Origin of the sequence: Streptomyces sp. NBC_01498 (assembly GCF_036327775.1) — a bacterium.
GTDB lineage: Bacteria > Actinomycetota > Actinomycetes > Streptomycetales > Streptomycetaceae > Streptomyces.
This window is the reverse complement of the sequence record NZ_CP109598.1, coordinates 1466389-1488092: the sequence shown is the minus strand read 5'-3', so window position 1 is coordinate 1488092 and position 21704 is coordinate 1466389. Positions and strand designations below refer to the sequence as shown.

At 69.7% G+C, this 21704-nt stretch carries 20 protein-coding genes and 2 pseudogenes; 12 read left to right on the top strand and 10 right to left on the bottom strand.

The window, feature by feature from the left end:
- The first annotated feature begins 56 nt into the window (after positions 1–56).
- The 7 genes from OG875_RS06165 to OG875_RS06135 all read left to right on the top strand — a co-directional run bounded on the left by OG875_RS06165 (position 57) and on the right by OG875_RS06135 (position 6760).
- On the top strand, positions 57–668 hold the full coding sequence (locus OG875_RS06165; protein WP_330177614.1) for a PaaI family thioesterase: 612 nt from the start codon (positions 57–59) through the stop codon (positions 666–668).
- Positions 665–1198: a dUTP diphosphatase gene (gene dut, locus OG875_RS06160; protein ID WP_330173221.1), complete on the top strand. Its 534-nt coding sequence runs from the start codon at positions 665–667 to the stop codon at positions 1196–1198. The genes OG875_RS06165 and dut overlap by 4 nt, the downstream gene beginning before the upstream one ends.
- Position 1199: 1 nt before the next feature.
- The gene (locus tag OG875_RS06155; RefSeq protein ID WP_330173220.1) at positions 1200–1973 is read left to right on the top strand and encodes a DUF3710 domain-containing protein; all 774 of its coding nucleotides are present in this window, start codon (positions 1200–1202) and stop codon (positions 1971–1973) included.
- A gap of 273 nt (positions 1974–2246) precedes the next feature.
- Positions 2247–4790, top strand: a complete 2544-nt coding sequence (locus OG875_RS06150; protein WP_330173219.1) for a sensor histidine kinase KdpD — start codon at positions 2247–2249, stop codon at positions 4788–4790.
- Between the two features lie 29 nt (positions 4791–4819).
- Entirely contained in the window at positions 4820–5542 is a 723-nt protein-coding gene (locus OG875_RS06145) for a response regulator (RefSeq protein ID WP_330173218.1), read from the top strand.
- 33 nt (positions 5543–5575) lie between these two features.
- On the top strand, positions 5576–5962 hold the full coding sequence (locus OG875_RS06140; RefSeq protein WP_330173217.1) for an OB-fold nucleic acid binding domain-containing protein: 387 nt from the start codon (positions 5576–5578) through the stop codon (positions 5960–5962).
- 3 nt (positions 5963–5965) lie between these two features.
- Positions 5966–6760, top strand: coding sequence for a DUF3159 domain-containing protein (locus OG875_RS06135; RefSeq protein WP_330173216.1), 795 nt, complete (start codon positions 5966–5968; stop codon positions 6758–6760).
- 479 nt (positions 6761–7239) lie between these two features.
- Here OG875_RS06135 and OG875_RS06130 read toward each other — a convergent pair whose 3' ends face one another.
- Both OG875_RS06130 and OG875_RS06125 read right to left on the bottom strand, forming a co-directional pair.
- The gene (locus OG875_RS06130) at positions 7240–7911 is read right to left on the bottom strand and encodes a potassium channel family protein (protein ID WP_330173215.1); all 672 of its coding nucleotides are present in this window, start codon (positions 7909–7911) and stop codon (positions 7240–7242) included.
- Positions 7911–8579, bottom strand: coding sequence for a potassium channel family protein (locus tag OG875_RS06125; protein ID WP_330173214.1), 669 nt, complete (start codon positions 8577–8579; stop codon positions 7911–7913). Before OG875_RS06125 ends, OG875_RS06130 begins: the two co-directional genes overlap by 1 nt.
- 297 nt (positions 8580–8876) lie before the next feature.
- Here OG875_RS06125 and OG875_RS06120 point away from each other — a divergent pair, with 297 nt between their 5' ends.
- The 3 genes and pseudogenes from OG875_RS06120 to OG875_RS06110 form a co-directional block, all read left to right on the top strand.
- Positions 8877–10943: an APC family permease gene (locus OG875_RS06120; protein ID WP_330173213.1), complete on the top strand. Its 2067-nt coding sequence runs from the start codon at positions 8877–8879 to the stop codon at positions 10941–10943.
- Between the two features lie 60 nt (positions 10944–11003).
- Positions 11004–12368: a class I SAM-dependent RNA methyltransferase gene (locus OG875_RS06115; protein WP_330173212.1), complete on the top strand. Its 1365-nt coding sequence runs from the start codon at positions 11004–11006 to the stop codon at positions 12366–12368.
- A 399-nt stretch (positions 12369–12767) separates the two neighbouring features.
- Positions 12768–13499: pseudogene (locus OG875_RS06110) on the top strand (transcriptional regulator); the annotation flags it as partial.
- A gap of 63 nt (positions 13500–13562) precedes the next feature.
- On the opposite strand, the gene cutA reads toward OG875_RS06110, so the two are convergent.
- From cutA to OG875_RS06095, 3 genes and pseudogenes are all read right to left on the bottom strand, one after another.
- On the bottom strand, positions 13563–13889 hold the full coding sequence (gene cutA / locus OG875_RS06105; protein ID WP_330173211.1) for a divalent-cation tolerance protein CutA: 327 nt from the start codon (positions 13887–13889) through the stop codon (positions 13563–13565).
- A 326-nt stretch (positions 13890–14215) separates the two neighbouring features.
- Entirely contained in the window at positions 14216–14917 is a 702-nt protein-coding gene (locus tag OG875_RS06100; RefSeq protein WP_330173210.1) for a hypothetical protein, read from the bottom strand.
- An 83-nt stretch (positions 14918–15000) separates the two neighbouring features.
- A pseudogene (locus OG875_RS06095) lies at positions 15001–15489 on the bottom strand (transposase family protein); the annotation flags it as partial.
- A gap of 562 nt (positions 15490–16051) precedes the next feature.
- On the opposite strand from OG875_RS06095, the gene OG875_RS06090 reads away from it, so the two are divergent.
- Positions 16052–16909, top strand: coding sequence for a hypothetical protein (locus tag OG875_RS06090; protein WP_330173209.1), 858 nt, complete (start codon positions 16052–16054; stop codon positions 16907–16909).
- A gap of 266 nt (positions 16910–17175) precedes the next feature.
- Here OG875_RS06090 and OG875_RS06085 read toward each other — a convergent pair whose 3' ends face one another.
- The 5 genes from OG875_RS06085 to OG875_RS06065 are packed head-to-tail and all read right to left on the bottom strand — an operon-like array spanning position 17176 to position 20865.
- On the bottom strand, positions 17176–17832 hold the full coding sequence (locus OG875_RS06085) for a contact-dependent growth inhibition system immunity protein (RefSeq protein ID WP_330173208.1): 657 nt from the start codon (positions 17830–17832) through the stop codon (positions 17176–17178).
- Between the two features lie 13 nt (positions 17833–17845).
- Entirely contained in the window at positions 17846–18145 is a 300-nt protein-coding gene (locus OG875_RS06080) for an RNase A-like domain-containing protein (RefSeq protein ID WP_330173207.1), read from the bottom strand.
- Between the two features lie 58 nt (positions 18146–18203).
- On the bottom strand, positions 18204–18764 hold the full coding sequence (locus OG875_RS06075; protein WP_330173206.1) for a hypothetical protein: 561 nt from the start codon (positions 18762–18764) through the stop codon (positions 18204–18206).
- Between the two features lie 26 nt (positions 18765–18790).
- Positions 18791–20560 (bottom strand): RNase A-like domain-containing protein, encoded by a 1770-nt coding sequence (locus OG875_RS06070; protein ID WP_330173205.1) that lies wholly within the window; start codon positions 20558–20560, stop codon positions 18791–18793.
- Entirely contained in the window at positions 20560–20865 is a 306-nt protein-coding gene (locus OG875_RS06065) for a WXG100 family type VII secretion target (protein WP_330173204.1), read from the bottom strand. The genes OG875_RS06070 and OG875_RS06065 overlap by 1 nt, the downstream gene beginning before the upstream one ends.
- Positions 20866–21098: 233 nt before the next feature.
- Here OG875_RS06065 and OG875_RS06060 point away from each other — a divergent pair, with 233 nt between their 5' ends.
- The gene (locus tag OG875_RS06060) at positions 21099–21485 is read left to right on the top strand and encodes a WXG100 family type VII secretion target (RefSeq protein ID WP_330173203.1); all 387 of its coding nucleotides are present in this window, start codon (positions 21099–21101) and stop codon (positions 21483–21485) included.
- Positions 21486–21704: the final 219 nt, after the last annotated feature.

The following is a 21704-nucleotide window of genomic DNA, read 5'->3' as shown; positions in this document are numbered from 1 at the left end:
TGGCACGGTGCGACCGGCGGGTAGCCGCGCGGGTAAGGTCTGCGCCTGTGAGTACTGTGCCCTCCGGAGGGAAGTCCCTCCGATCCGCCGCCCGGTCCCCGGCCCTGACACCCCCGGCCGACGCCCAGGAGCCGCGACGGCACCCCGAGGCACCCGCCCCCGGCGAACCCCTCGGCTCGCACTACGCGCACTGCTTCGGCTGCGGCGACGAACAGCCCCACGGCCTCCATCTGCGCGCCACGGCCGGCGAAGGCGTCACGATCACCGCCGAGTTCACCGTCGGCCCCGCCCACCAGGGCGCCCCCGGACTCGCCCACGGCGGCGTGCTCGCCACCGCGCTCGACGAGTCGCTCGGCGCGCTCCACTGGCTGCTGCGCGTGGTCGCCGTCACCGGGAAGCTGGAGACCGACTACGTACGCCCCGTCCCCGTGGGCAGCACGCTGTTCCTGGAGGCCGAGGTGACCGCCGTGAGCGGCCGCAAGATCTTCTGCTCCGCCACCGGCCGCCTCGGCGGCCCCGGGGGGCCCGTCGCGCTGCGCGCCCACGCGCTCTTCGTCGAAGTCAAGATCGACCACTTCATCGACAACGGCCGCCAGGAGGAGATCCGGGCGACGATGGCCGATCCCGACCAGGTCAGGCGCGCCCGCGCCTTCGAGGTGAACCCGTGAACCGTGCCCCCGGCACCCCTGCCCCCCCTGTCGACGTGCTGATCCGCCGGACCGACCCGGAGGTGCCGCTGCCCGCGTACGCGCACCCGGGCGACGCCGGCCTGGACCTGGTGACCACGGAGGCCGCCGATCTCGCTCCGGGCGAACGCGCCGTTCTGCCCACCGGGGTTTCCCTCGCACTCCCCGACGGGTACGCCGCCTTCGTGCATCCCCGTTCCGGGCTCGCCGCCCGCTGCGGGGTGGCCATGGTGAATGCCCCGGGGACGGTGGATGCCGGGTACCGTGGGGAGATCAAGGTGATCGTGGTCAATCTCGACCCGCGCGAGACGGTGCGGTTCGAGCGGTTCGACCGGATTGCCCAACTGGTCGTCCAGCAGGTCGAGAAGGTGCGCTTCCACGAGGTCGCGGAGCTTCCCGGCTCGGCGCGGGCCGAGGGGGGCTTCGGGTCCACCGGCGGTCATGCCGCGGTGGGCGGTTCACAGGGCGGGAATCGATACGCATCGGTCGTATCCGACCGGGAAGGACAGTGACGTGTTCGGACGTCGCAAGAAGAGCGGAGCCGCCGAGGACACGGCGGGCGAGGCCGAGCAGGTCGTCGACGACATCGGCGCCGATGACGCGGAGGACGGGGCCGCCAAGCCCCGCCGGGTGAGTCTTCCCCCGGCTCCCCGGCCCGACGGGCCGTGGGACATCTCCGAGGTCTCCAGGCCCGACGAGGGCCGCGTCGACCTGGGCGGCATCTTCGTCCCCGGGGTCGACGGCATGGAGCTCCGCGTGGAGGTGGCGGGCGACGCGATCGTCGCGGCCACCGTCGTCGTGCGCGACAGCGCCGTACAGCTCCAGGCGTTCGCCGCCCCCAAGAAGGAGGGCATCTGGGGCGAGGTCCGCGAGGAGATCGCCTCGGGCATCACCCAGCAGGGCGGCATCATCGACGAGGTCGAGGGCCCCCTCGGCTGGGAGCTGCGCGCCCAGGTGCCCGTACAGCTCCCGGACGGCACCGGCGGCGTGCAGCTCGTACGCTTCGTCGGCGTCGACGGGCCGCGCTGGTTCCTGCGCGGCGTGATCTCCGGGCAGGGCGCGGTGCAGCCCGAGGCCGCCGGGCTGCTGGAGCAGATCTTCCGGGACACGGTCGTCGTACGCGGCGAGGGCCCGATGGCGCCCCGTGACCCGATCGTCCTGAAGCTGCCGGACGACGCGCAGATGGTTGCCGAGGGCGTCCAGCAGGCCGAGGAGCAGGAAGGTTCCCGCTTCGCCGGGGGCATGGGGCAGCTCCAGCGGGGCCCCGAGATCACCGAGGTGCGCTGAGCGGAGGACCCGGGCTCGCCCCCGTGACCCCCGCCGGGCACACTCCGGCACACGCGCCGTCGGGCCGCGCTCCCCACCGGGGGGCGCGGCCCGACGCCGTGCGGCCCCCGTCGTACGAGACGACGCCGGCCAGGGCACTCCGGGTCCGTCAGAATCGTGTCAAGACGTACCCCCGTCCCGCCGGATGTCCGATTTCGCCGCACTCCGGGCAGTACTTTCGGTCCGGTGAGGCCGTGACGGGACGCCGCGGCCCGGTGGGAAGACAATGGGGCCATGGCACGCGGCAAGCTGAGGATCTACCTGGGCGCGGCACCGGGCGTCGGCAAGACGTACGCGATGCTCTCCGAGGCGCACCGGCGCGTCGAGCGCGGTACCGACTGCGTCGTCGCGTTCGTCGAGCACCACAGCCGCCCGCGCACCGAGGTCATGCTCCAGGGCCTCGAACAGATCCCCCGCCGCGAACTCCCGCACCGGGGCACCGTCTTCACCGAGATGGACGTCGACGCGGTCCTGGAGCGCCGCCCCGCCGTCGCGCTGGTGGACGAGCTGGCCCATACCAATGTGCCGGGCTCCCGCAACGCCAAACGCTGGCAGGACGTCGAGGAACTCCTCCAGGCCGGCATCGACGTCGTCTCCACCGTCAACATCCAGCACCTGGAATCACTCGGCGATGTCGTCGAGTCGATAACGGGAGTACGGCAGCGGGAGACCGTCCCCGACGAGAAGGTCCGGCGCGCCGACCAGATCGAGCTGGTCGACATGTCGCCCCAGGCGCTGCGCCGCCGCATGGCGCACGGCAACATCTACCAGCCCGACAAGGTCGACGCCGCCCTCTCCCACTACTTCCGCCCCGGCAACCTCACCGCCCTCCGGGAACTCGCCCTGCTCTGGACCGCCGACCGGGTCGACGAATACCTCCAGCAGTACCGGGGCGAGCACAACATCCGCACCACCTGGCAGGCCCGTGAACGCATCGTCGTCGGCCTCACCGGGGGCCCCGAGGGCCGTACGCTCATCCGCCGCGCCGCCCGCATGGCCGCCAAGGGATCCGGCAGCGAGATCCTCGCCGTCTACATCGCCCGCAGCGACGGACTCACCTCCGCCTCGCCCAAGGAACTCGCCGTCCAGCGCACCCTCGTCGAAGACCTCGGCGGCACCTTCCACCACGTCATCGGCGACGACGTGCCCTCCGCGCTGCTGGAGTTCGCCCGCGGCGTCAACGCCACCCAGATCGTCCTCGGCTCCAGCCGCCGCAAGACCTGGCAGTACGTCTTCGGGCCCGGCGTCGGCGCCACCGTCGCCCGCGAGTCCGGCCCCGACCTCGACGTCCACATCGTCACCCACGAGGAGGCCGCCAAGGGCCGGGGACTGCCCGTCGCGCGCGGCGCCCGCCTCGGCCGCTCCCGGATCGTCTCCGGCTGGCTGGCCGGCGTCGTCGCCCCCGTCCTGCTGACCCTGCTGCTCACCGCCCTGGACGACACCCTGGGCCTGGCCAACGACGTCCTGCTCTTCCTCTTCCTGACCGTCCTCGCCGCGCTCCTCGGCGGGCTGCGCCCGGCCCTCGCGTCGGCCGCCGTCGGCTCGCTCCTGCTGAACTTCTACTTCACCCCGCCCACCCACAACCTCACCATCCAGGACCCCCGCAACCTGGTCGCCATCGTGATCTTCTTCGCCGTGGCGGTCGCCGTCGCCTCCGTGGTCGACCTCGCCGCCCGGCGCACCCACCAGGCCGCCCGGCTCCGCGCCGAGTCCGAGATCCTGTCGTTCCTGGCGGGCAGCGTGCTGCGCGGCGAGACCACCCTGGACGCCCTGCTGGAGCGGGTACGGGAGACGTTCTCCATGGAGTCCGTCGCCCTGCTCGAACGCGCCGGCGACGTCGACCCGTGGACCCGGGCCGGCAGCGTCGGACCCCGGCCCGTCGACCGCCCCGACGCCGCCGACGTCGACATGCCCGTCGGCGACCACATGGCCCTCGCGCTCTCCGGCCGGGTGCTGCCCGCCGAGGACCGGCGGGTGCTGTCCGCCTTCGCCGCCCAGGCCGCCGTCGTACTGGACCGCCAGCGCCTGGTCGGCCAGGCCGAGGACGCCCGCAGACTCGCGGAGGGCAACCGGATACGCACGGCCCTGCTCGCCGCCGTCAGCCACGACCTGCGCACCCCGCTCGCCGCCATCAAGGCCGCCGTCACCTCGCTGCGCTCCGACGACGTCGAATGGTCCGACGAGGACCGGGCCGAACTCCTCGAAGGCATCGAGAACGGCGCCGACCGGCTCGACCACCTCGTCGGCAACCTCCTCGACATGTCACGCCTCCAGACCGGCACCGTCACCCCGCTGATCCGCGAGATCGACCTGGACGAGGTCGTCCCCATGGCGCTCGGCGGGGTCCCGGAGGACAGCGTGGACCTGGACGTCCCCGAATCGCTGCCGATGGTCGCCGTCGACCCCGGACTGCTGGAGCGCGCCGTCGCCAACATCGTCGAGAACGCCGTCAAGTACAGCCCCCAGGACACCCGCGTCACCGTCGCCGCCAGCGCGCTCGGCGCCCGCGTCCAGGTCCGCGTGGTGGACCGGGGCCCCGGCGTCCCCGACGACGCCAAGGAACGCATCTTCGAGCCCTTCCAGCGCCACGGGGACGCCCCGCGCGGCGCCGGCGTGGGCCTCGGCCTCGCTGTCGCCCGGGGCTTCGTGGACGCCATGGACGGCACCCTGACCGCCGAGGACACCCCCGGCGGCGGACTGACCATGGTCATCGATCTCACGGCCGTACCGGGCCCCGCCCGGACCGGCCCCGAACTGCCCGCCCGGGTCGTCTCATGACCGGCGGCCCAGCAGAAAGGCAGGCCACCATGGCGCCTCCCGCCGGGGGAGAGACCCGCGCACCCGTGCGGGTGCTCGTGGTCGACGACGAGCCGCAGATCGTGCGCGCGCTCGTGATCAACCTGAAGGCCCGCAAGTACGAGGTCGACGCCGCCGCCGACGGCGCGAGCGCCCTGGAACTCGCCGCCGCCCGCCACCCCGACGTCGTCGTCCTCGACCTCGGCCTGCCCGACATGGACGGCGTGGAGGTCATCCGGGGCCTGCGCGGCTGGACCCGGGTACCGATCCTGGTGCTCTCCGCCCGCCAGACCTCCGACGAGAAGGTCGAGGCGCTGGACGCGGGCGCCGACGACTACGTCACCAAGCCGTTCGGCATGGACGAACTCCTCGCCCGGCTGCGCGCCGCCGTCCGCCGAGCGGAGCCCGTCGGCACGGCCGAGGACGGCGGTGTCGCGCTCGTCGAGACGGACGGCTTCACCGTCGACCTGGTGGCGAAGAAGGTGCACCGGGAGGGCCGCGACGTACGGCTCACCCCGACCGAGTGGCACCTGCTGGAGGTCCTCGTACGCAACACCGGCCGCCTCGTCAGCCAGAAACAGCTCCTCCAGGAGGTCTGGGGGCCCTCCTACGGCACGGAGACCAACTATCTGCGGGTCTACATGGCCCAGCTCCGCCGCAAGCTGGAGGCGGACCCCTCGCACCCCAGGCACTTCGTCACCGAGCCCGGCATGGGCTACCGGTTCGACCGATGATCCGGGCCCCGCGGACCCCGGTACGCTTCACCCATGAGTGCTGAGAAGCCGACCGGCCGCTTCCGCCGGATGCTCGACCGGCTCTCCAGCTCCCAGGAGGACCTGGAATCCGAGGAGCTGCGGTCGGACACGCGCGCGTCGGGCTGTACGCGCATCAGTGACTGCGGCGACCGCCAGATAGTCAAGGTGACTGGTACGTTGCGGACGGTCACCCTGCGCCCGCGGGCCGGTGTGCCCGCCCTGGAGGCCGAGTTGTTCGACGGCACCGCGCCGCTGGACGTGGTGTGGCTGGGCCGGCGCTCCATCGTGGGCATAGAGCCGGGCCGCAAGCTCATCGCCTCCGGCCGTATCTCCATGAGCCACGGCCGCAGGGTGCTGTTCAACCCCACATACGAACTCCGACCGCTCGGACAGGAGTAGCCGGTGACGTCCACCGACAAGCCAGCCGCGACCGACCCCACGCACGCGCCCGGCGCGCCCCACACGCCCGGAACGCCCGCCGACCCCGGGGGCGCCGACCGGCAGACCGACGCCGAGGCCAGGGCGGTGACCGAGGCCGCGCTCTTCGAGGCGTTCGGCGGCGTGCGCGGCATGGTGGAGACGGTCGTTCCCGGACTGCTCTTCGTCACGATCTTCACGATCAACAAGGACCTGCACGTCTCGGCGATCGCCGCGCTCGCGGTGTCGCTGCTGCTGGTCGTGGTCCGGCTGGTCCGCCGCGACACCGTGAAGCACGCCTTCAGCGGCGTCTTCGGGGTCGCGTTCGGCGTGGTCTTCGCGATGATGACCGGCAACGCCAAGGACTTCTACCTGCCGGGCATGCTCTACACCCTGGGTCTGGCGGTCGCGTACATCGCGACCAGCGCCGCCGGAGTTCCCCTGCTGGGGCTGATCCTGGGACCGGTCTTCAAGGAGAACCTGTCCTGGCGTACACGCAACCCGGGCCGCAAGTCGGCGTACACGAAGGCGAGTTACGCGTGGGGGTTCATCCTCCTCGCGAAGTGCGCGATCCTCTTCCCGCTCTACTGGTGGGCCGACACCACGCAGTTGGGCTGGGTGCTGGTGTCGCTGAAGATCCCGCCGTTCCTGCTGGCCGTGTATCTGACGTGGATCTTCCTGGCGAAGGCGCCGGCGCCGATCGACGTGTTCGCCGAGATGGAGGCGGAGGAGGAGGCGGAACGCGCGGCGAAGGCGGCGCGCGCCTCGGAGGAGCGGTAGCGGGACTGCGTTGGTGCGGGCGGGGTGCGGCGGCTCCGGAGGGATATGTCCGGACGGCGTGATGTACGGCGCGCGCATGGCTCGCCGGACCCGACGACCCCGCTTGTTCACGCGCCCCACATCGGCCTGAGTGTCCGAACACACCCTCCTGCGGCCCCCGCCCCCTCACGCCGTCACGGCGCGCCGTTCACGCCCCCCGGGGCCTGCGGGGTCGAAGGGGGACGCGCAGGGGTCGTGTCCGGACACTCAAGCGTGATGTGTGGCGACGCGGACCGTCACCACGTATGACCGCTGGGCGCCGTACATCATGCCGTCCGGACACGACCCCGGAGCGGCACCCGGCCACCACGGCAAGCACCCCGGCCCGGTCGGCGCTCGATGCCGAAACGACCCGTGCGGGCCCCGCTCCGGCACGCAGCACCCGCCTCCGCCCCGCCCCGCCCCGCCACAGCGCCAAGCACAGCGCCAAGCGCCAAGCGTCACGCGTCGTCGCGCCGCACCGACAGCAGCTCCTCCAGCTGCTCCTCCCGCGCCTGCGCCGCCACGAACAGCAGCTCGTCGCCCGCCTCCAGCGTCTCCTCCGGGTGCGGTGTCAGTACCCGCGAGCCCCGGATGATCGTCACCAGCGTCGTGTCCTCCGGCCAGGTCACGTCCCCGACCTGGGTGCCGGTCACCGCAGACTCCGGCGGCAGCGTCAGCTCCACGAGGTTCGCGTCGCCGTGGCTGAAGCGCAGCAGCCGTACGAGGTCGCCGACGCTCACCGCCTCCTCCACCAGCGCCGACATCAGACGCGGCGTCGACACGGCGACGTCCACGCCCCACGACTCGTTGAACAGCCATTCGTTCTTCGGGTTGTTGACGCGGGCGACCACCCTCGGTACGCCGTACTCCGTCTTGGCCAGCAGCGAGACGACCAGGTTGACCTTGTCGTCACCGGTCGCCGCGATCACGACGTTGCAGCGCTGGAGCGCCGCCTCGTCGAGCGAGGTGATCTCGCACGCGTCGGCCAGCAGCCACTCCGCCATCGGCACCCGCTCGACCGAGATGGCGGTGGGCGCCTTGTCGACCAGCAGGACCTCGTGGCCGTTCTCCAGCAGTTCTCCCGCGATGGACCGACCCACCGCGCCCGCTCCGGCAATCGCGACGCGCATCAGTGACCGCTCTCCTCAGGACCCTCGGCGAACGCCGCCTCGACCTTCTCGATGTCGTCCGTACGCATCATCACGTGGACGAGGTCGCCCTCCTGGAGAACCGTCTGCGAGGTGGGCAGCATCGCCTCGCCGAGCCGGGTGAGGAACGCGACACGTACGCCCGTCTCCTCCTGGAGGGTGCTGATCTTGTGCCCGATCCAGGCCGCCGACGTGTGGACCTCGGCGAGCTGGACGCCGCCGCTCGGGTCGCGCCACAGCGGTTCCGCGCCGGACGGCAGCAGCCGCCGCAGCATCTGGTCGGCGGTCCAGCGGACGGTCGCGACGGTCGGGATGCCGAGCCGCTGGTAGACCTCGGCCCGCCGGGGGTCGTAGATGCGCGCGGCGACGTTCTCGATGCCGAACATCTCGCGGGCCACCCGGGCCGCGATGATGTTCGAGTTGTCGCCGCTGCTGACCGCCGCGAAGGCGCCCGCGTCCTCGATGCCCGCGTCGCGCAGGGTGTCCTGGTCGAAGCCGACACCGTTGACACGCCGTCCGCCGAAGCCGGAGCCGAGCCGGCGGAACGCCGTGGGGTCCCGGTCGATCACCGCGACCGTGTGCCCCTGCCGCTCCAGGCTGGTGGCGAGCGCGGCTCCCACTCGGCCGCAGCCCATGATGACGATGTGCACGTCCTCTTTACCCCGCAGTCCTGTTCGCCGTGCTGACCTGCGTAAACACCTGGTTCACTCTTCCTTCTCCGGGCGCCGGGCCATGGACGGGACAACCGTACGGGGCGTCACCCGGTGATGAGCTTATGCGTCCGTGTCCGCCGCGCCGCCACCCGTGCCGGGCAGGGCGGCGGGGGACCGCGCCGCGGGGACCCGGCGGGAGCCCCACCCGTACCTCCGCACCCCGTGCCCCCGGCCCCGCCCCGGGGCGGGGTGGTGCTTCGTACCGCGTACGGCGGACCGCTTACCATCCTCATCGTGCCGAAACTGACCGACGTGCCCAAACGAATCCTGATCGGGCGGGCGCTGCGCAGCGACAGACTGGGAGAGACCCTTCTTCCCAAACGCATCGCGCTGCCCGTCTTCGCCTCCGACCCGCTGTCCTCGGTGGCCTACGCGCCGGGAGAAGTCCTCCTGGTGCTCTCCGTCGCGGGCGTCTCGGCGTACCACTTCAGCCCCTGGATCGCGGCGGCCGTCGTGGTCCTGATGTTCACCGTCGTCGCGTCCTACCGGCAGAACGTGCACGCCTACCCGAGCGGCGGCGGCGACTACGAGGTCGCCAACACCAACCTCGGCCCCAAGGCCGGCCTCACCGTCGCGAGCGCGCTGCTCGTCGACTACGTCCTCACCGTGGCCGTGTCCATCTCCTCCGGCGTGGAGAACCTCGGTTCGGCCGTCCCCTTCGTCATCGAGAACAAGGTCCTGTGCGCGATCGGGACCATCGTCATCCTGACGCTGATGAATCTGCGCGGCGTACGGGAGTCGGGCAAACTCTTCGCCATCCCGACGTACGTCTTCGTCGCCGGTGTCTTCCTCATGATCGTGTGGGGCGCCTACCGGGGGCTCGTCCTCAACGACACCATGCACGCGCCGACCTCCGACTTCGAGATCAAGGCGGAGCAGGGCGATCTGGCCGGCTTCGCGCTGATCTTCCTGCTGCTGCGCGCGTTCTCCTCCGGCTGCGCGGCGCTGACCGGCGTCGAGGCCATCAGCAACGGCGTGCCCGCCTTCCGCAAACCCAAGAGCAGGAACGCGGCCACGACCCTCGCGCTGATGGGCACCCTGGCCGTCACCATGTTCTGCGGCATCATCGGCCTCGCGATGGCCACCGATGTGAAGATGGCCGAGTTCCCGGGCCGGGACCTGCTCCGCGACGGTGTGCCGGTCGGCGACGGCTACGTCCAGGACCCGGTCATCAGCCAGGTCGCCGCCGCCGTCTTCGGCCAGGAGACCTTCTTCTTCGTGCTGCTCGCCGCCGCGACGGCGCTCGTCCTCTTCCTGGCCGCCAACACCGCGTACAACGGCTTCCCGCTGCTCGGCTCGATCCTCGCCCAGGACCGCTATCTGCCGCGCCAGCTCCACACCCGCGGCGACCGGCTCGCGTTCTCCAACGGCATCGTGCTGCTGGCCGGCGCCGCCATCCTCCTGGTGTGGGTGTACGGGGCGGACTCGACCAAGCTGATCCAGCTCTACATCGTCGGGGTCTTCGTCTCCTTCACCCTCAGCCAGACGGGCATGGTCCGGCACTGGAACCGCCATCTGCGCACCGAGAAGGACCGCGCCAAGCGCCGTCACATGATCCGCTCGCGCGCCATCAACGCCTTCGGCGCCTTCTTCACCGGGTTGGTCCTCGTCATCGTCCTGGCCACCAAGTTCACCCACGGGGCGTGGGTCGCCCTGCTCGGCATGGTGATCTTCTACGGGACGATGACCGCGATCCGCCGGCACTACGACCACGTGGCCGAGGAGATCGCCGTCGCCGAGGGGCCCGGCGAGGACAACGTACGGCCGTCCCGGGTGCACACCATCGTGCTGGTCTCCAAGGTCCACCGGCCGACGCTGCGCGCCCTCGCCTTCGCGAAGCTGACCCGCTCGGACCGGCTGGAGGCGCTGAGCATCAACGTCGACCCCGCCGAGACGAAACAGCTGAGGCAGGAGTGGGAACGGCGCGGCATCAATGTGCCGCTGAAGATCCTCGACTCCCCCTACCGCGAGATCACCCGCCCCGTCATCGAGTACGTGCGGAGCCTGCGTACCGAGAACCCGCGCGACGTCGTCAGCGTCTTCATCCCGGAGTACGTGGTCGGCCACTGGTTCGAGCAGGTGCTGCACAACCAGAGCGCGCTGCGGCTCAAGGGGCGGCTGCTGTTCACCCCGGGCGTGATGGTGACCTCGGTCCCGTACCAGCTGGAATCGTCCGAGGTCGCGAAGGTCCGCGCCCGACGCCGAGCGGACTGGACGGCACCGGGCTCGGTGCGGCGCGGCCCGGTGGACAACCGGCCCGGCCGGGAGCCGGCGGACAAGGAGCCGACGGAGAAGCGCTGAGGGGCACGTAGACTGATTGGCTGCCCCTCCGCGTCCCCCTTGTCTTGGAGCCACCCCGTCATGCAGACAGAACCGAAGCCCGAACCGCGTCCTTCCGAGCACACTCCGGAGCGGGCTTCACTGGTCGGGGAGGAGTACGAGGTCGAGGTCGGCCCCGTCGCGCACGGCGGCCACTGCATCGCCCGCACCGACGAGGGCCGGGTCCTCTTCGTACGGCACGCGCTGCCCGGCGAACGGATCGTCGCGCGCGTGACGGACGGCGACGAGGGCTCCCGCTATCTGCGCGCCGACGCCGTCACGGTGCTGGACGCCTCCAAGGACCGCGTCGAGGCACCCTGCCCGTACGCCGGCCCCGGCAGGTGCGGCGGCTGCGACTGGCAGCACGCCAAGCCGGGCGCCCAGCGGCGCCTCAAGGGCGAGGTCATCACCGAGCAGCTCAAGCGCCTGGCCGGGCTCACCCCCGAGGAGGCGGGCTGGGACGGCACGGTCGTCCCCGCGCCCGGCGACAAGCTGCCCGCCGGAGAGGTGCCCCGGTGGCGTACGCGCGTGCAGTACGCCGTCGACGCCGACGGCCGGGCCGGACTGCGCAAGCACCGCTCGCACGAGGTACAGCCGGTCGACGGCTGCCTGATCGCCTCCGAGGGCGTCGACGAACTGGGCGTCGAGAAGCGGGAATGGCCGCAGATGGCCACCGTCGAGGCCGTCGCGGCCTCCGGCTCCGGCGACCGCCAGGTCATCCTCGCCCCGCTCAAGGGCGGCCGGCTGCCGCTGGTCGAACTCGACAAGCCGGTCTCCGTGCTGCGCGTGGAGGAGCACGACGGGGGAGTGCACCGGGTCCACGGCCGCGCCTTCGTCCGCGAACGCGCCGACGACCGCACCTGGCGCATCGGCATGGGCGGCTTCTGGCAGGTCCACCCGAAGGCCCCCGAGGTCCTGGTGGAGGCCGTGATGCAGGGCCTGATGCCCCGCAAGGGCGAAACGGCGCTCGACCTCTACTGCGGGGTGGGCCTCTTCGCGGGGGCGATCGCCCAGCGGGTCGGCGAGACGGGCGCGGTACTCGGCATCGAGTCGGGCCGCCGCGCGGCGGAGGACGCCCAGTACAACCTCCGGGACCTGCCGCGCGTCCGCGTCGAACACGGCAAGGTCGACACGGTCCTGCCCCGCACCCAGATCACCGAGACGGACCTGATCGTCCTGGACCCCCCGCGCGCGGGAGCGGGCAAACAGGTGGTCACCCACCTCGCGACCCTGACCCCCCGCCGCATCGCCTACGTGGCCTGCGACCCGGCGGCCCTGGCCCGCGACCTGGCGTACTTCCGCGAGTCGGGCTACAAACCACGCACCCTGCGAGCGTTCGACCTGTTCCCGATGACGCACCACGTGGAGTGCGTGGCGATTTTGGAGCCGGTGGGGAAGGGCGCCTGAGGGTTTGGGTGGTGTGCACTACGTGCGCGGTGAGCGCCACGGGCGATGCCTTGACGCTGAAATGACGCTCTTGACGCTCGTTCTGACGGGATGTCACCCGACTGAATGTGCAGGTCGTGCCAGGTGGATGGCGCGTGCCCGCGGGCTGTCTTCGCAGGAACTCGAAGGAAGCTAGGCCGAGTTCCTGCATGCCGTAGTGCGGCGGGTCGGACGTTGGCGGAACGGGCGCTCAATAGGTCGGTCCGTAAGGGCTCCAGCGCCCGAGGAAGGGCCTTAGGTCGTCGGCTCGCGGTTCGGGGACTTCGGGCAACCGGGGTGGTGAGCTCAGCGGTTCGAGGCGCTCGACGGTGGTCGCTGCCCAGCTGATCCGTGCTTCGGCGTCGGTTCTGGCCTGCCCCGGCGGCTCTGCCTTGTGCCGGCGAGCACGAGCGGGCTCTCACTATCGCCGCCGGAGAACCGCCGCCCTGGCCGGTTGGGTGGCCTGGGACCTGGGTGAGCACGACAAGGCCGACGCCTACTACAAGGTCACGTCGCAGTGCGCGACGACCGCGGGGCACCCTCCGCTCCGAGCCCTGGCCCTGACCTACAGCAGCTACGGCGCCTCGACGCCACGGCGAAGTTGGAGTTGCTTTCCCAAGCGGCCAGCGATGCGCGAGGCCACGGCACGCTACTGCTGCCGCCTGGGTCCTCGGCAGGCACGCTGAGGAGGCTGCGGCGGCCGGCGACGAGATGGGGGCGCCGTTGGAGCGAGCACGCTTTGCCTACGACTTCGCGGATCACACCAGCGAGCAGGCGTGGGTCCGGTTCGTGACCCCGTACCGCATGGACTCGCTGGCCCTCTCTGTATACGGGCAGTTGGGGCGTCCCGAACTCACCGCTACCGCAGACATCGCAGTCGACCGCCTCGGAGACGAACTGCCGGACGGAGGCGTTGTGGTCCTCGGTGATCTCGCTTCGGCCCTGCTGCGTGGAGGTGACGTCGACCAAGGGGTCTACGTGTCACGCCAGTTCGCCGCCGCGGCACAGGCCAAGCCCAACACGATGGGCAAGGAGCGCGCATCGACTATCGCAGCGTCGCTCCCCGACCTAGAACAGGGCCTTGCCGTCTACCTGCGGCAGTTCGCCTCCTGAACCCCCTTGCGCCGGTACAGGGCCGAACTCAGGACGCGAACGCCGTCGTAGTCCCGTCGCTTCTCAGCCCTGTGCTGTCTCCTCAACAACCCAGGACAAATAGGCCTCCGACCCGCCGGTCACGTGCAGCGTGACCCACTGGGGGACGTCGTACGGGTGCTTCTCGTGCAGCCACGCCTCCAGTGCCGGGAGACGGTCCGTCGTAGTCATATACGAGATCCGCCACTCGTGCGCCGTCTCGACCTTCCCCTTCCACCAGTAGAAGGCTGTGATCGGCGCATCGATGTGAACGCCCGCTGCCAGCTTGCTCTCGACCGCGCCACGGGCCAGCGCCTTCGCCTGATCCTCGTTGTCGCTGGTCGTCTGCGCGATCACGATCTGGTTGGTCATGCAACTACCTCTCCAGCTCAGGTACCGCGACCCTACCCAGCCGTCAGGGGCACCCCGAAAGCCGGTCGCTACCGGTGAAGGAGACTACCCACCGGCCCGGATCAGACAGACGGCAGCGGGTCATTCTGGGTGGCGCGCCGTTGCGACACCACGGACCTGAAGGCGACCACGGCTCTGTTCAAGTCGCCGGTACGGCTTGAGGAGATGGATCAGAGGCACCCGCAGGCATGCGGGGAGATGCGGGCGGCGGACGTGAAGCTGGCCGAAGCGCGTGCCAACCTCTGACCGCCCTTCCCGCTGGGCGCGCACCGCATCGCCGTGCGTGCTCAGCTCTTGAGGGCTTGCTCGATCCGCTCGAAGTTCTCAGGGCTGAAGTTGCCCCGGCTGATCTGCACGCTCCGGCTTTGTTTCGGCGTCACCGCATTCGGATACGAACCCAGCTCCGGCACGGCGATCTTCCAGGTGGCCGCGATGCGCCCGAGGACGATCACCGCGTCACGGGACATGGCGCGGCGCACCAGGTAGAAGGCGAAGGACTGGGAGGGCAGTGTGTACGGGATCGGCCGCCACGATTGCGAGTGGTAGCCGTGGAACTGCACGGCAAGGATCTGCCGGGCGAGTTCGTCGTGAGTGTGCCCCTGCCTCGTCAGGCCGTTCAGGGTCCGGGACCACCACCGGAGTCCTGGATGGTCCTTGTCGGGGTGCGTCAGGAAGTGGTTGGGGGTCCCGCCGGCGTTCCCGATGTGTTGCAGGGTTCGCCCGGTCACGCCAGGCCGGGCGTAGGCGGCCGGGTCTGCGTCGCTCACGCCTGGGTTGGCCAGCAGCATGACCAGGGGCGCGTCGTGGAGGCCGATGAACGGTTCCGGCGGGAGTGTCAGGTTGAGCTGGTACGGCGCGTGCGAGGGGTGGACTTGGGTGTCGGCGAGGGCTTGCAAGTGGGGCAGGTCTTCGGGGACCGCGTACGGTGCGTTCCTGGTCGTGCGCGTCCACGGATTGAGCACCTGATCCCCCGTTATCCGCGTCGTCATGGCATGCAAGCCTACGAGCATCCTGCGAGCGGACCGTCACCGTGCCGGCCAGTCATCGGCGCAGGGAGCCCTTCCCATCCTGATCAGGTGGCGAGTTCGAGGGCAACGACGGCACGGACAGCGGCTGTGATCCGGGTGGTGCTGCGGCGGAGTTTCCGCAGGAGCCGCCAAGACTTGAGGATGGCCATGGCGCGTTCGCCGAGGCTGCGGATCTTGGCGTGATCGCGATTGTGACGTCGGCGCCAGCCGCGCAGGTGCTTGCCACGGATCGGGACACGGATCGCAGGGCCGGCGCCCTGGTACGCCTTGTCGGCCCAGCACTTGATGTCGTCTGCGGCGAAGGCGGCGGGTATGCCGTGGGTCCGGGCCGCGGTCAGGTCGTGTGTGGCTCCCGGCAGTGCGTCCGAGGCCCAGATCAGGCGTCCGGCGGGATCGGCGAGGACTTGCACGTTCATCCCGTGGTGATTCTTCTTCCCGGAGTAGTACGGCTGGTCGGCGGCGATGCGGTCGATTGGTAGCACGGTGCCGTCGAGGATCACGTACGCCTTCTTCCGGACGGTCGTCATGGCCTGTGCCCGTGGTGCGGTGCGTCGTAGTAGGCGGCCCGCCACCGGCCAGGTCGCGGCGGTTTCCGATGGGGTGCACATTCCACCCTCCCGTACACAGGTCGCCTGGGCACTGGAGCAACGGGGACTGATCAAGAGGAATTGGCGCGGCAGCGGTCACGTCGCCGTGGTGACTGCGGATGGCCGCTACATCTCAAGCACGGCAGGCATCCCGGCAAGTCCAGGTGGAGAAGGAACGGCTGACGGGTGACAGCGCTCAAGCTGCGCTCGCCCCGGCCGGCGGGGCATCACGCGGACGACGGCATCTGGTGTGCAGCCCCGCTGATCCTCCACGGGAACACTCCGGCACCGTCGGGCCGGGCGCTGCACGTTGTCCACCCCGTGCGTGCGCACGCCGACGCGGCATTCGCGGTGAGGCTGGCGCGCGCCGGAGTTCGCCCTCATGGGCGACGGGTGCGGTGACGCGCGCCCCCGTCCGTCCGCTACGTCGGGCTCCCGCAATCCCGATCCGGGATCGGAATGACCGATCCCAGGGATGCGGGTCACCCGTCTGCTGTACGTTCCCGGCATGGTCACGGGCAAAGTGAGCGAGAACGCGGAGTCGCGCTTTTCCGCTCTACTGGTCGGCGCGGCAAGGCTTCCGGGCGTGCGAATCGACAGGGAGGCGTACCTCCGGACGGCGCTGGCCCGTCATTGCTCGGAGGATGAACTGCGCAGAGCGACAGAAGAGACCCCCGCAGCGGCTGGTATCCCTCTCGCTGTTCTGGACAGGGTGGCCAACGAGTCCATTCGCTACGAAACCGCCAAGGTGAGCGCGGTCTCCGCGGCTGCTGGGATTCCTGGATTCATCGCCCTGCCCGCCACGGTACCGGCCGATGTGGGCCAATACGTCGCCCACATGCTGCGCATCGCGCAGAAGCTCGCCTACCTCTACAGCTGGCCCGATCTGTTCTCTGTCCACGAAGACGACCTGGATGACGCGACCAAAGGAGTGCTCACGCTCTTCTTCGGAGTGATGTTCGGAACCCAGTCCGCGAACGCCGCCGTGGGGAAGGTGGCGGGGATGATGTCGGAGCAGGTGGCCAAGAAGCTGCCTCAGCAGGCACTGACCAAGGGTGTCGTCTACCCCATCGTGAAGAAGATTGCCGGTTACCTCGGCGTCGAGATGACGAAGCAGACCTTCGCCAAGTCCGTCTCGAAGGCCATTCCCCTCGTCGGGGCTGTGGTGTCCGGCGGGCTCACCTTCGCGACCTTCCGCCTCATGTCCGGAAGGCTCAAGACGCACCTCTCCGGCCTGGAACTCGCCAAGCCTGCCGGCCAGGTCATCACGGGGGAAGTCGTTCAGGACGAGGGCTCCTCGACCACAGGCGGAGCGCGAATCCCGCAGCCGGGCCGTGGAAGGCGTGTCGTGAGGCGTGGTAGCTAGCGGATCAGGCCGTGGACAAGGGCGATCAGACGTCGTCGAGTTCACTGCGATTCCGCCGTAGCTGTGCGCTCGCCATTCCGACGCTCGGGTCCTGAATCCCGGGGTTCGAGCGTAGTGGAGCCTCCTCGCACTCGTTCGGGGACCGGGAAGGGCTCGGACCGACACCTGGCTTCGGGTCCCGAGGGCTGGGCTCGGCCGCGCGACGCGGTCCACGTTCGTGCCATCCTGCGGCTGTGGAGCGCCCGTCCCCCGACCGTCCAGCCGGATCAGACACCGGAGAGCGTCGCCGCCAGCGACTGGAACCAGGCGCCGTGGGAGAACGGCTCCGGCGGGCCCACCTCCATGCCGAGTTCGGCGGCAGCCAGGGCGTAGTCCCCGTCGTCCAAGGGAAGGGCGAGCAACTCGTGCAGTTCACCCACGAGACGGGCGACCAACTGCGGGTTTGTGGTGTCGGCGTAGTCGGCGGTTGCGGCGTCGTGGCCGGGGAAATCGTCGATGACGTCCTGCGAGAACCAGCCCCCCAGCAGTTGCGCGGTCTCCGGAAAACGCGCGTGCCACTCCCAGTGCGTCTGCGGGGACGATGGCTCCGGGACGTCGCCCTCCTCGACGCTCCTCTTGAGGTGGTCGGCCAGCACAATCAGCCAGCCGCCGATGTCCGACTGGGGCTTTCCGGTGTCCGGGATCGAGTAGAACTCACCCAGCTCCTGCCGGACGCGGCCCGGAGGATTGCGGCTGTACTCGCGCAGTTGGCGCTCCGCCTCCGCGACGGCCGAGGGGCGGGTATGCCAGGTATGACGGAGATACGCGTCCAGGGCGCGACTGCGCCGCTCTGGCGTGTCGTCGGCCGACTGACCCAGATACGCGCGCATCACGTGGTCCAACTCGCCATACCGCCGGTCGTGTTCGAGGGGCTTCATGGACATGTGCGTGTGCCCCCTACAGGTAGAACGGGACCGTCGTGTGTACGACGAAACCGAGCGGGCTCGTCACCTCGCGGCGCAGCACCACTCGCGCCGCGCGCACGTCGACGGGGCCGCGCCCGGCCAGCAGGTCGCCCTCCAACTGGACCCGGCCCACGGGCTCCTCACGGGACGGCCAGGCTGCCTCGAGGGTGAGGCGAGCCCGGGTGTTCTGGGCGAGCCAGCGGTGGACGGCCTGTTCGTTGGCGGTCACCACCTGCTGGGTGGCCCACTGGGCGGTCTCCCGGTCGGGATAGGAGGCGGAACGGGTCAACACAGGGGCATCCTCTCAGATCACCTTGTCAGAGGCCGGGCTCCTACGGGCGGCGGGCGGTTCAGTAGTCGGCGAAGTTCCAGAACATGCCTACCTCGGTGTCCGAGACGACGATCAGGCCGTAGTCCTCCGAGTACACGCTCAGCGGGCTGTACGCCCAGTTCGACGAGGTGAAGTCGAGCGTGTCGCTCGCGTGACCGGGCTTGTTGACGTTGGTGTGAAAACTGGCGGTTTCCCCGTATCGCGCGAGGATCGTGCGCGCCATCGCCCGCAGCTCCTCCTCGCTTTCGGTGAAGCGACTCAGGCTGGACAGGGTGCAGCTGTCGTCCGTAAGGGCGAGGAGCAGGTTCTCGGCACTGTCCCGATCGATCTCCTGGAGACGCCTCGCGATGTACTCCGGCGGGTGGGCGACGAAGGGATACGTGAGGGACGCCTCGCGCTCCGGGTTCTGAGCCGCGTCGTCGAGACCGGTCCAGCCGCGGGGGTCCGGGACCCGTGCCATCAGAGCAAGGACGTCGAGGACCCAGTTCTCGTGGCGACGCGGGCCCGTGGCGTCGTACGGGTACGCGTCCTCGTACAAGTGGCGTACCGCGGCTTCCCAGGACGTCTGGTCGACGGACATGTGGTGCTGGCCTTTCTCGGCTTTCGCTAGGTCTTGGAGGGCATCGACGTCATGACAGTGAACGGAGGGTTGCGGCTGCTGTCGTAGCGGATACGCGTGTCGACGCCACTCACGTCGTATGCCTGGGCATTCAGACCGCCCTGCTTGTATCCGGACAGCGGGTCGTTGGGGTCCAGCGGCTGCTTGCTCACGCTGCGGCCACTGGTCTCGCCGCTCGGCACCGTGTCGTAGAACGACTGGACGTCGCCGTCGGAGGCCGGCGGAGGCCCCTTGATCCATGCCTCGATGGCGGCCTTGTTCGTGTTGAGGTTGCGCTCGGTCAATTCCTCGGCGCGTTGGTAGTCCGGGAAGGCGGAGGAGCCGCTGGGCATCGGCTTTCCATGTGGCCAGGCCGCCGTCGGGCCGCCCGACTGCTGGTCACGCAGGCGCTGCGCCAGCTGTTCGTCCGTCTTGCCGACGTGCTTGTCCAAAGTATGGCCGTTCGCCATGTATTCGTTGGCGGCGAGGTTCAGGTTGTAGTTGCCGTTCGAATCTACCTTCAGCCAGACCTTCGAGTCCTTGAATTCCTCCAGGGCCCGGGTGCCGAAGCCGTGCGAACGGGCGACGCCGGCCTCGAACTTGGGTGCGCTCCGGAATGCCTCGTCCAGCGGCTCCCTCAGCGCCTCCATGCGCGTGGTGAGGCCCCCCAGAATGCCGGTGTACTTGTCGACGATCCCGTTCAGCTTGCTCGTGTCGATGTTCAGTACCGTCTTGACGTCGAACGACAGGATCAGGCCCGCGCCCTTGCCGATCACGGAGGTGACGGTGCCGAGGAGGCTCTTGGGGTCCTTGGACTTGGCGAGATCTTCGATGATCTCCTTGGCGGCTTTCCACATGGCGCGGTGGAGCTCGTCCGCGACATCGCGGTTGAGGTCGACGGCGGCCTCGGCGTACTCGCGCAGGACCGTGGCGATTCTGTCCGCAGTGTCCTTCAGCACGGCCAGAACCGGCTCACTGCCCGTGGGAACCCGCGGCGTGCCCGGACCTGAGTTGGCGGTCTGCCCCCATTGGTAGCCGTGCCGCTGCTGCCCCCACGCCGTCCCTCCCCACAGGGCGCTGCAGAAGGTCCGCATCGCGGCTTCCCACTCCGCCTGCTGGTGGTTGGTGACGGCACCCACCGCCTGGGTGAGCTGGTCCGCCCCCAACGTCGCGGTGATGGATACGTTCATCCAGCTGTGACAGAGCGAGTTGAGGTAGTGCTGTTGCGGGAAGGGGTGGACGTCCGCCACCCTTCCGATCCGGAACACGTTCTTGCACAGTGGCTGGAGGACGTCCCGGACGATTTCGGGTATGCCCTCCATCAGGCCGCGCAGGATGTCGTCGCCGCCGTCGTCGTCGCCCCACTTGATAGTGGGTACCGAATCGAAGTTCGGGTCCTTGTCGATGACCGCGGGCCGCGGGCGCTGCTCGGCCGTCTTCCCCGGCTTGGGGTGGGCCGCCGCGTCCGCCCGGGTGTAGGCGTTGGCCGTCTCGGTGAACCCGACCGCGACACCGCCGACGCTGAGCACGGACCGGCCCCAGACCTCCAGCCAGCGATTGCCGATCTTCTTGTAAGCCCGGGAGAATTTCTCGGCCTCGGCGCCGGCACCGCCCGCGTCGGGGTACTTGCCCAGCTCCTCGAGAAGCGTCCTGGCGCCGCGTACCAGGAAGTCCTGCTGCGCGGCGACCCGACCGGAGACCGACCAGAGGTCGCTCGGCTTGACGTCGATGGTGCCGCTACCACCCGTCGGCTGGGCGGGTGAGGAAGGGCCTGCCATCAGGCACCGCCTCCCCAGCCTTCGAGTACCGACCTGTTGGCCGCGGCGTAGTGCAGGTGCCCCTTCACCACGACCTCGTGGAGCCAAGCCTGGGTTGCCTTGAGGTCGTCGGCGGAGTGGCTCCACTTGTCCAGCTCGTCGATGAACGCTTCGCGTGCCTCACCGTCCCAGCTCAGCACGGCTTTGGCGGTTCGCTCGTACAACGTGTCCAGCTTCGCGTTGAGGACACGGAGGATGCCTTCCAGGTCACCCGAAAGCTGCTGCAAAGTAGCGAAGTCAACGGTGATGCGGTCTTCGTTCGGCACGGTGATGATCCCCCTGGAAGCAGTCACCAATGATGCTACTCATCACCTGAGCGGAGTCCGGTGCCCGCACCGGGGCGCATGTCGGCCACATGTCTGCCCAATTCGAAGCCTGGCCCCTCAGCGGCAGGAGTGATAGAGGTGTGCGTCTGCGTGACACTCCATGCCCGTGAAGTTGTGTCCGCGTTGCTAGGGTTGGTCGGCTTGCAACGCAGATTCGATCGTGGGGGACCGACATGGGTGATGAGCCCAAACTCGCCTATGCATCGTCGCAGTTGAAAAAGCTGGCGGACGATTTGGATGACATGCACGAGTATCTCGGCGAGCAGTTCAAGCGCATGGACGAGATCGTCGACGGCATCGAGACCGGCTGGCAGGGCCCCACTGCCACGTCTTATCGATCGCTCCACCGCGGCGCCGCGGAGGATGCCGTTCGCATCGGGCAGTCCATTCAATTCCTGGCGGAGGCCATTCGTCTGAGCGAAGGAGGCTTCACGGACCAAGAGCTCGAGACTCTTGAACAGTTCCGCAGAGTTCAGGTCGACATCGACGTAGAAGCAGCCGCAGACGCCCTGTCCACGCCGTCGAACCAGCAGCCGCGCAGTGGCCTGCAAGACCTCTGAGGCACAGGGGCCGTCCCCTCGATATCGCCGGAGGTCATCCACGGTGCCGTCTCCGGACGAGGTTGACCGGGTGTAATCGCCCGCGCCGCGCACCGGCCACTCGTGGGCGCGTAAGCCGGGACGGCGTACGCGCGTCGCACCTGGTGGCGGGTGCTGGGCGCCGCCATCGTGGGTGGATGACTCCACCGTCCGTTCCCACGACCGGCCAAGCACAACCCC

Coding starts and splice junctions, on each gene's coding strand:
- OG875_RS06150 (WP_330173219.1), top strand. CDS start 2,247: ATGGCACGCGGCAAGCTGAGGATCTACCTGGGCGCGGCACCGGGCGTC.
- OG875_RS06145 (WP_330173218.1), top strand. CDS start 4,820: ATGGCGCCTCCCGCCGGGGGAGAGACCCGCGCACCCGTGCGGGTGCTC.
- OG875_RS06140 (WP_330173217.1), top strand. CDS start 5,576: ATGAGTGCTGAGAAGCCGACCGGCCGCTTCCGCCGGATGCTCGACCGG.
- OG875_RS06130 (WP_330173215.1), bottom strand. CDS start 7,911: ATGCGCGTCGCGATTGCCGGAGCGGGCGCGGTGGGTCGGTCCATCGCG.
- OG875_RS06115 (WP_330173212.1), top strand. CDS start 11,004: ATGCAGACAGAACCGAAGCCCGAACCGCGTCCTTCCGAGCACACTCCG.
- cutA (WP_330173211.1), bottom strand. CDS start 13,889: ATGACCAACCAGATCGTGATCGCGCAGACGACCAGCGACAACGAGGAT.
- OG875_RS06100 (WP_330173210.1), bottom strand. CDS start 14,917: ATGACGACGCGGATAACGGGGGATCAGGTGCTCAATCCGTGGACGCGC.
- OG875_RS06090 (WP_330173209.1), top strand. CDS start 16,052: ATGGTCACGGGCAAAGTGAGCGAGAACGCGGAGTCGCGCTTTTCCGCT.
- OG875_RS06085 (WP_330173208.1), bottom strand. CDS start 17,832: ATGTCCATGAAGCCCCTCGAACACGACCGGCGGTATGGCGAGTTGGAC.
- OG875_RS06075 (WP_330173206.1), bottom strand. CDS start 18,764: ATGTCCGTCGACCAGACGTCCTGGGAAGCCGCGGTACGCCACTTGTAC.
- OG875_RS06070 (WP_330173205.1), bottom strand. CDS start 20,560: ATGGCAGGCCCTTCCTCACCCGCCCAGCCGACGGGTGGTAGCGGCACC.
- OG875_RS06060 (WP_330173203.1), top strand. CDS start 21,099: ATGGGTGATGAGCCCAAACTCGCCTATGCATCGTCGCAGTTGAAAAAG.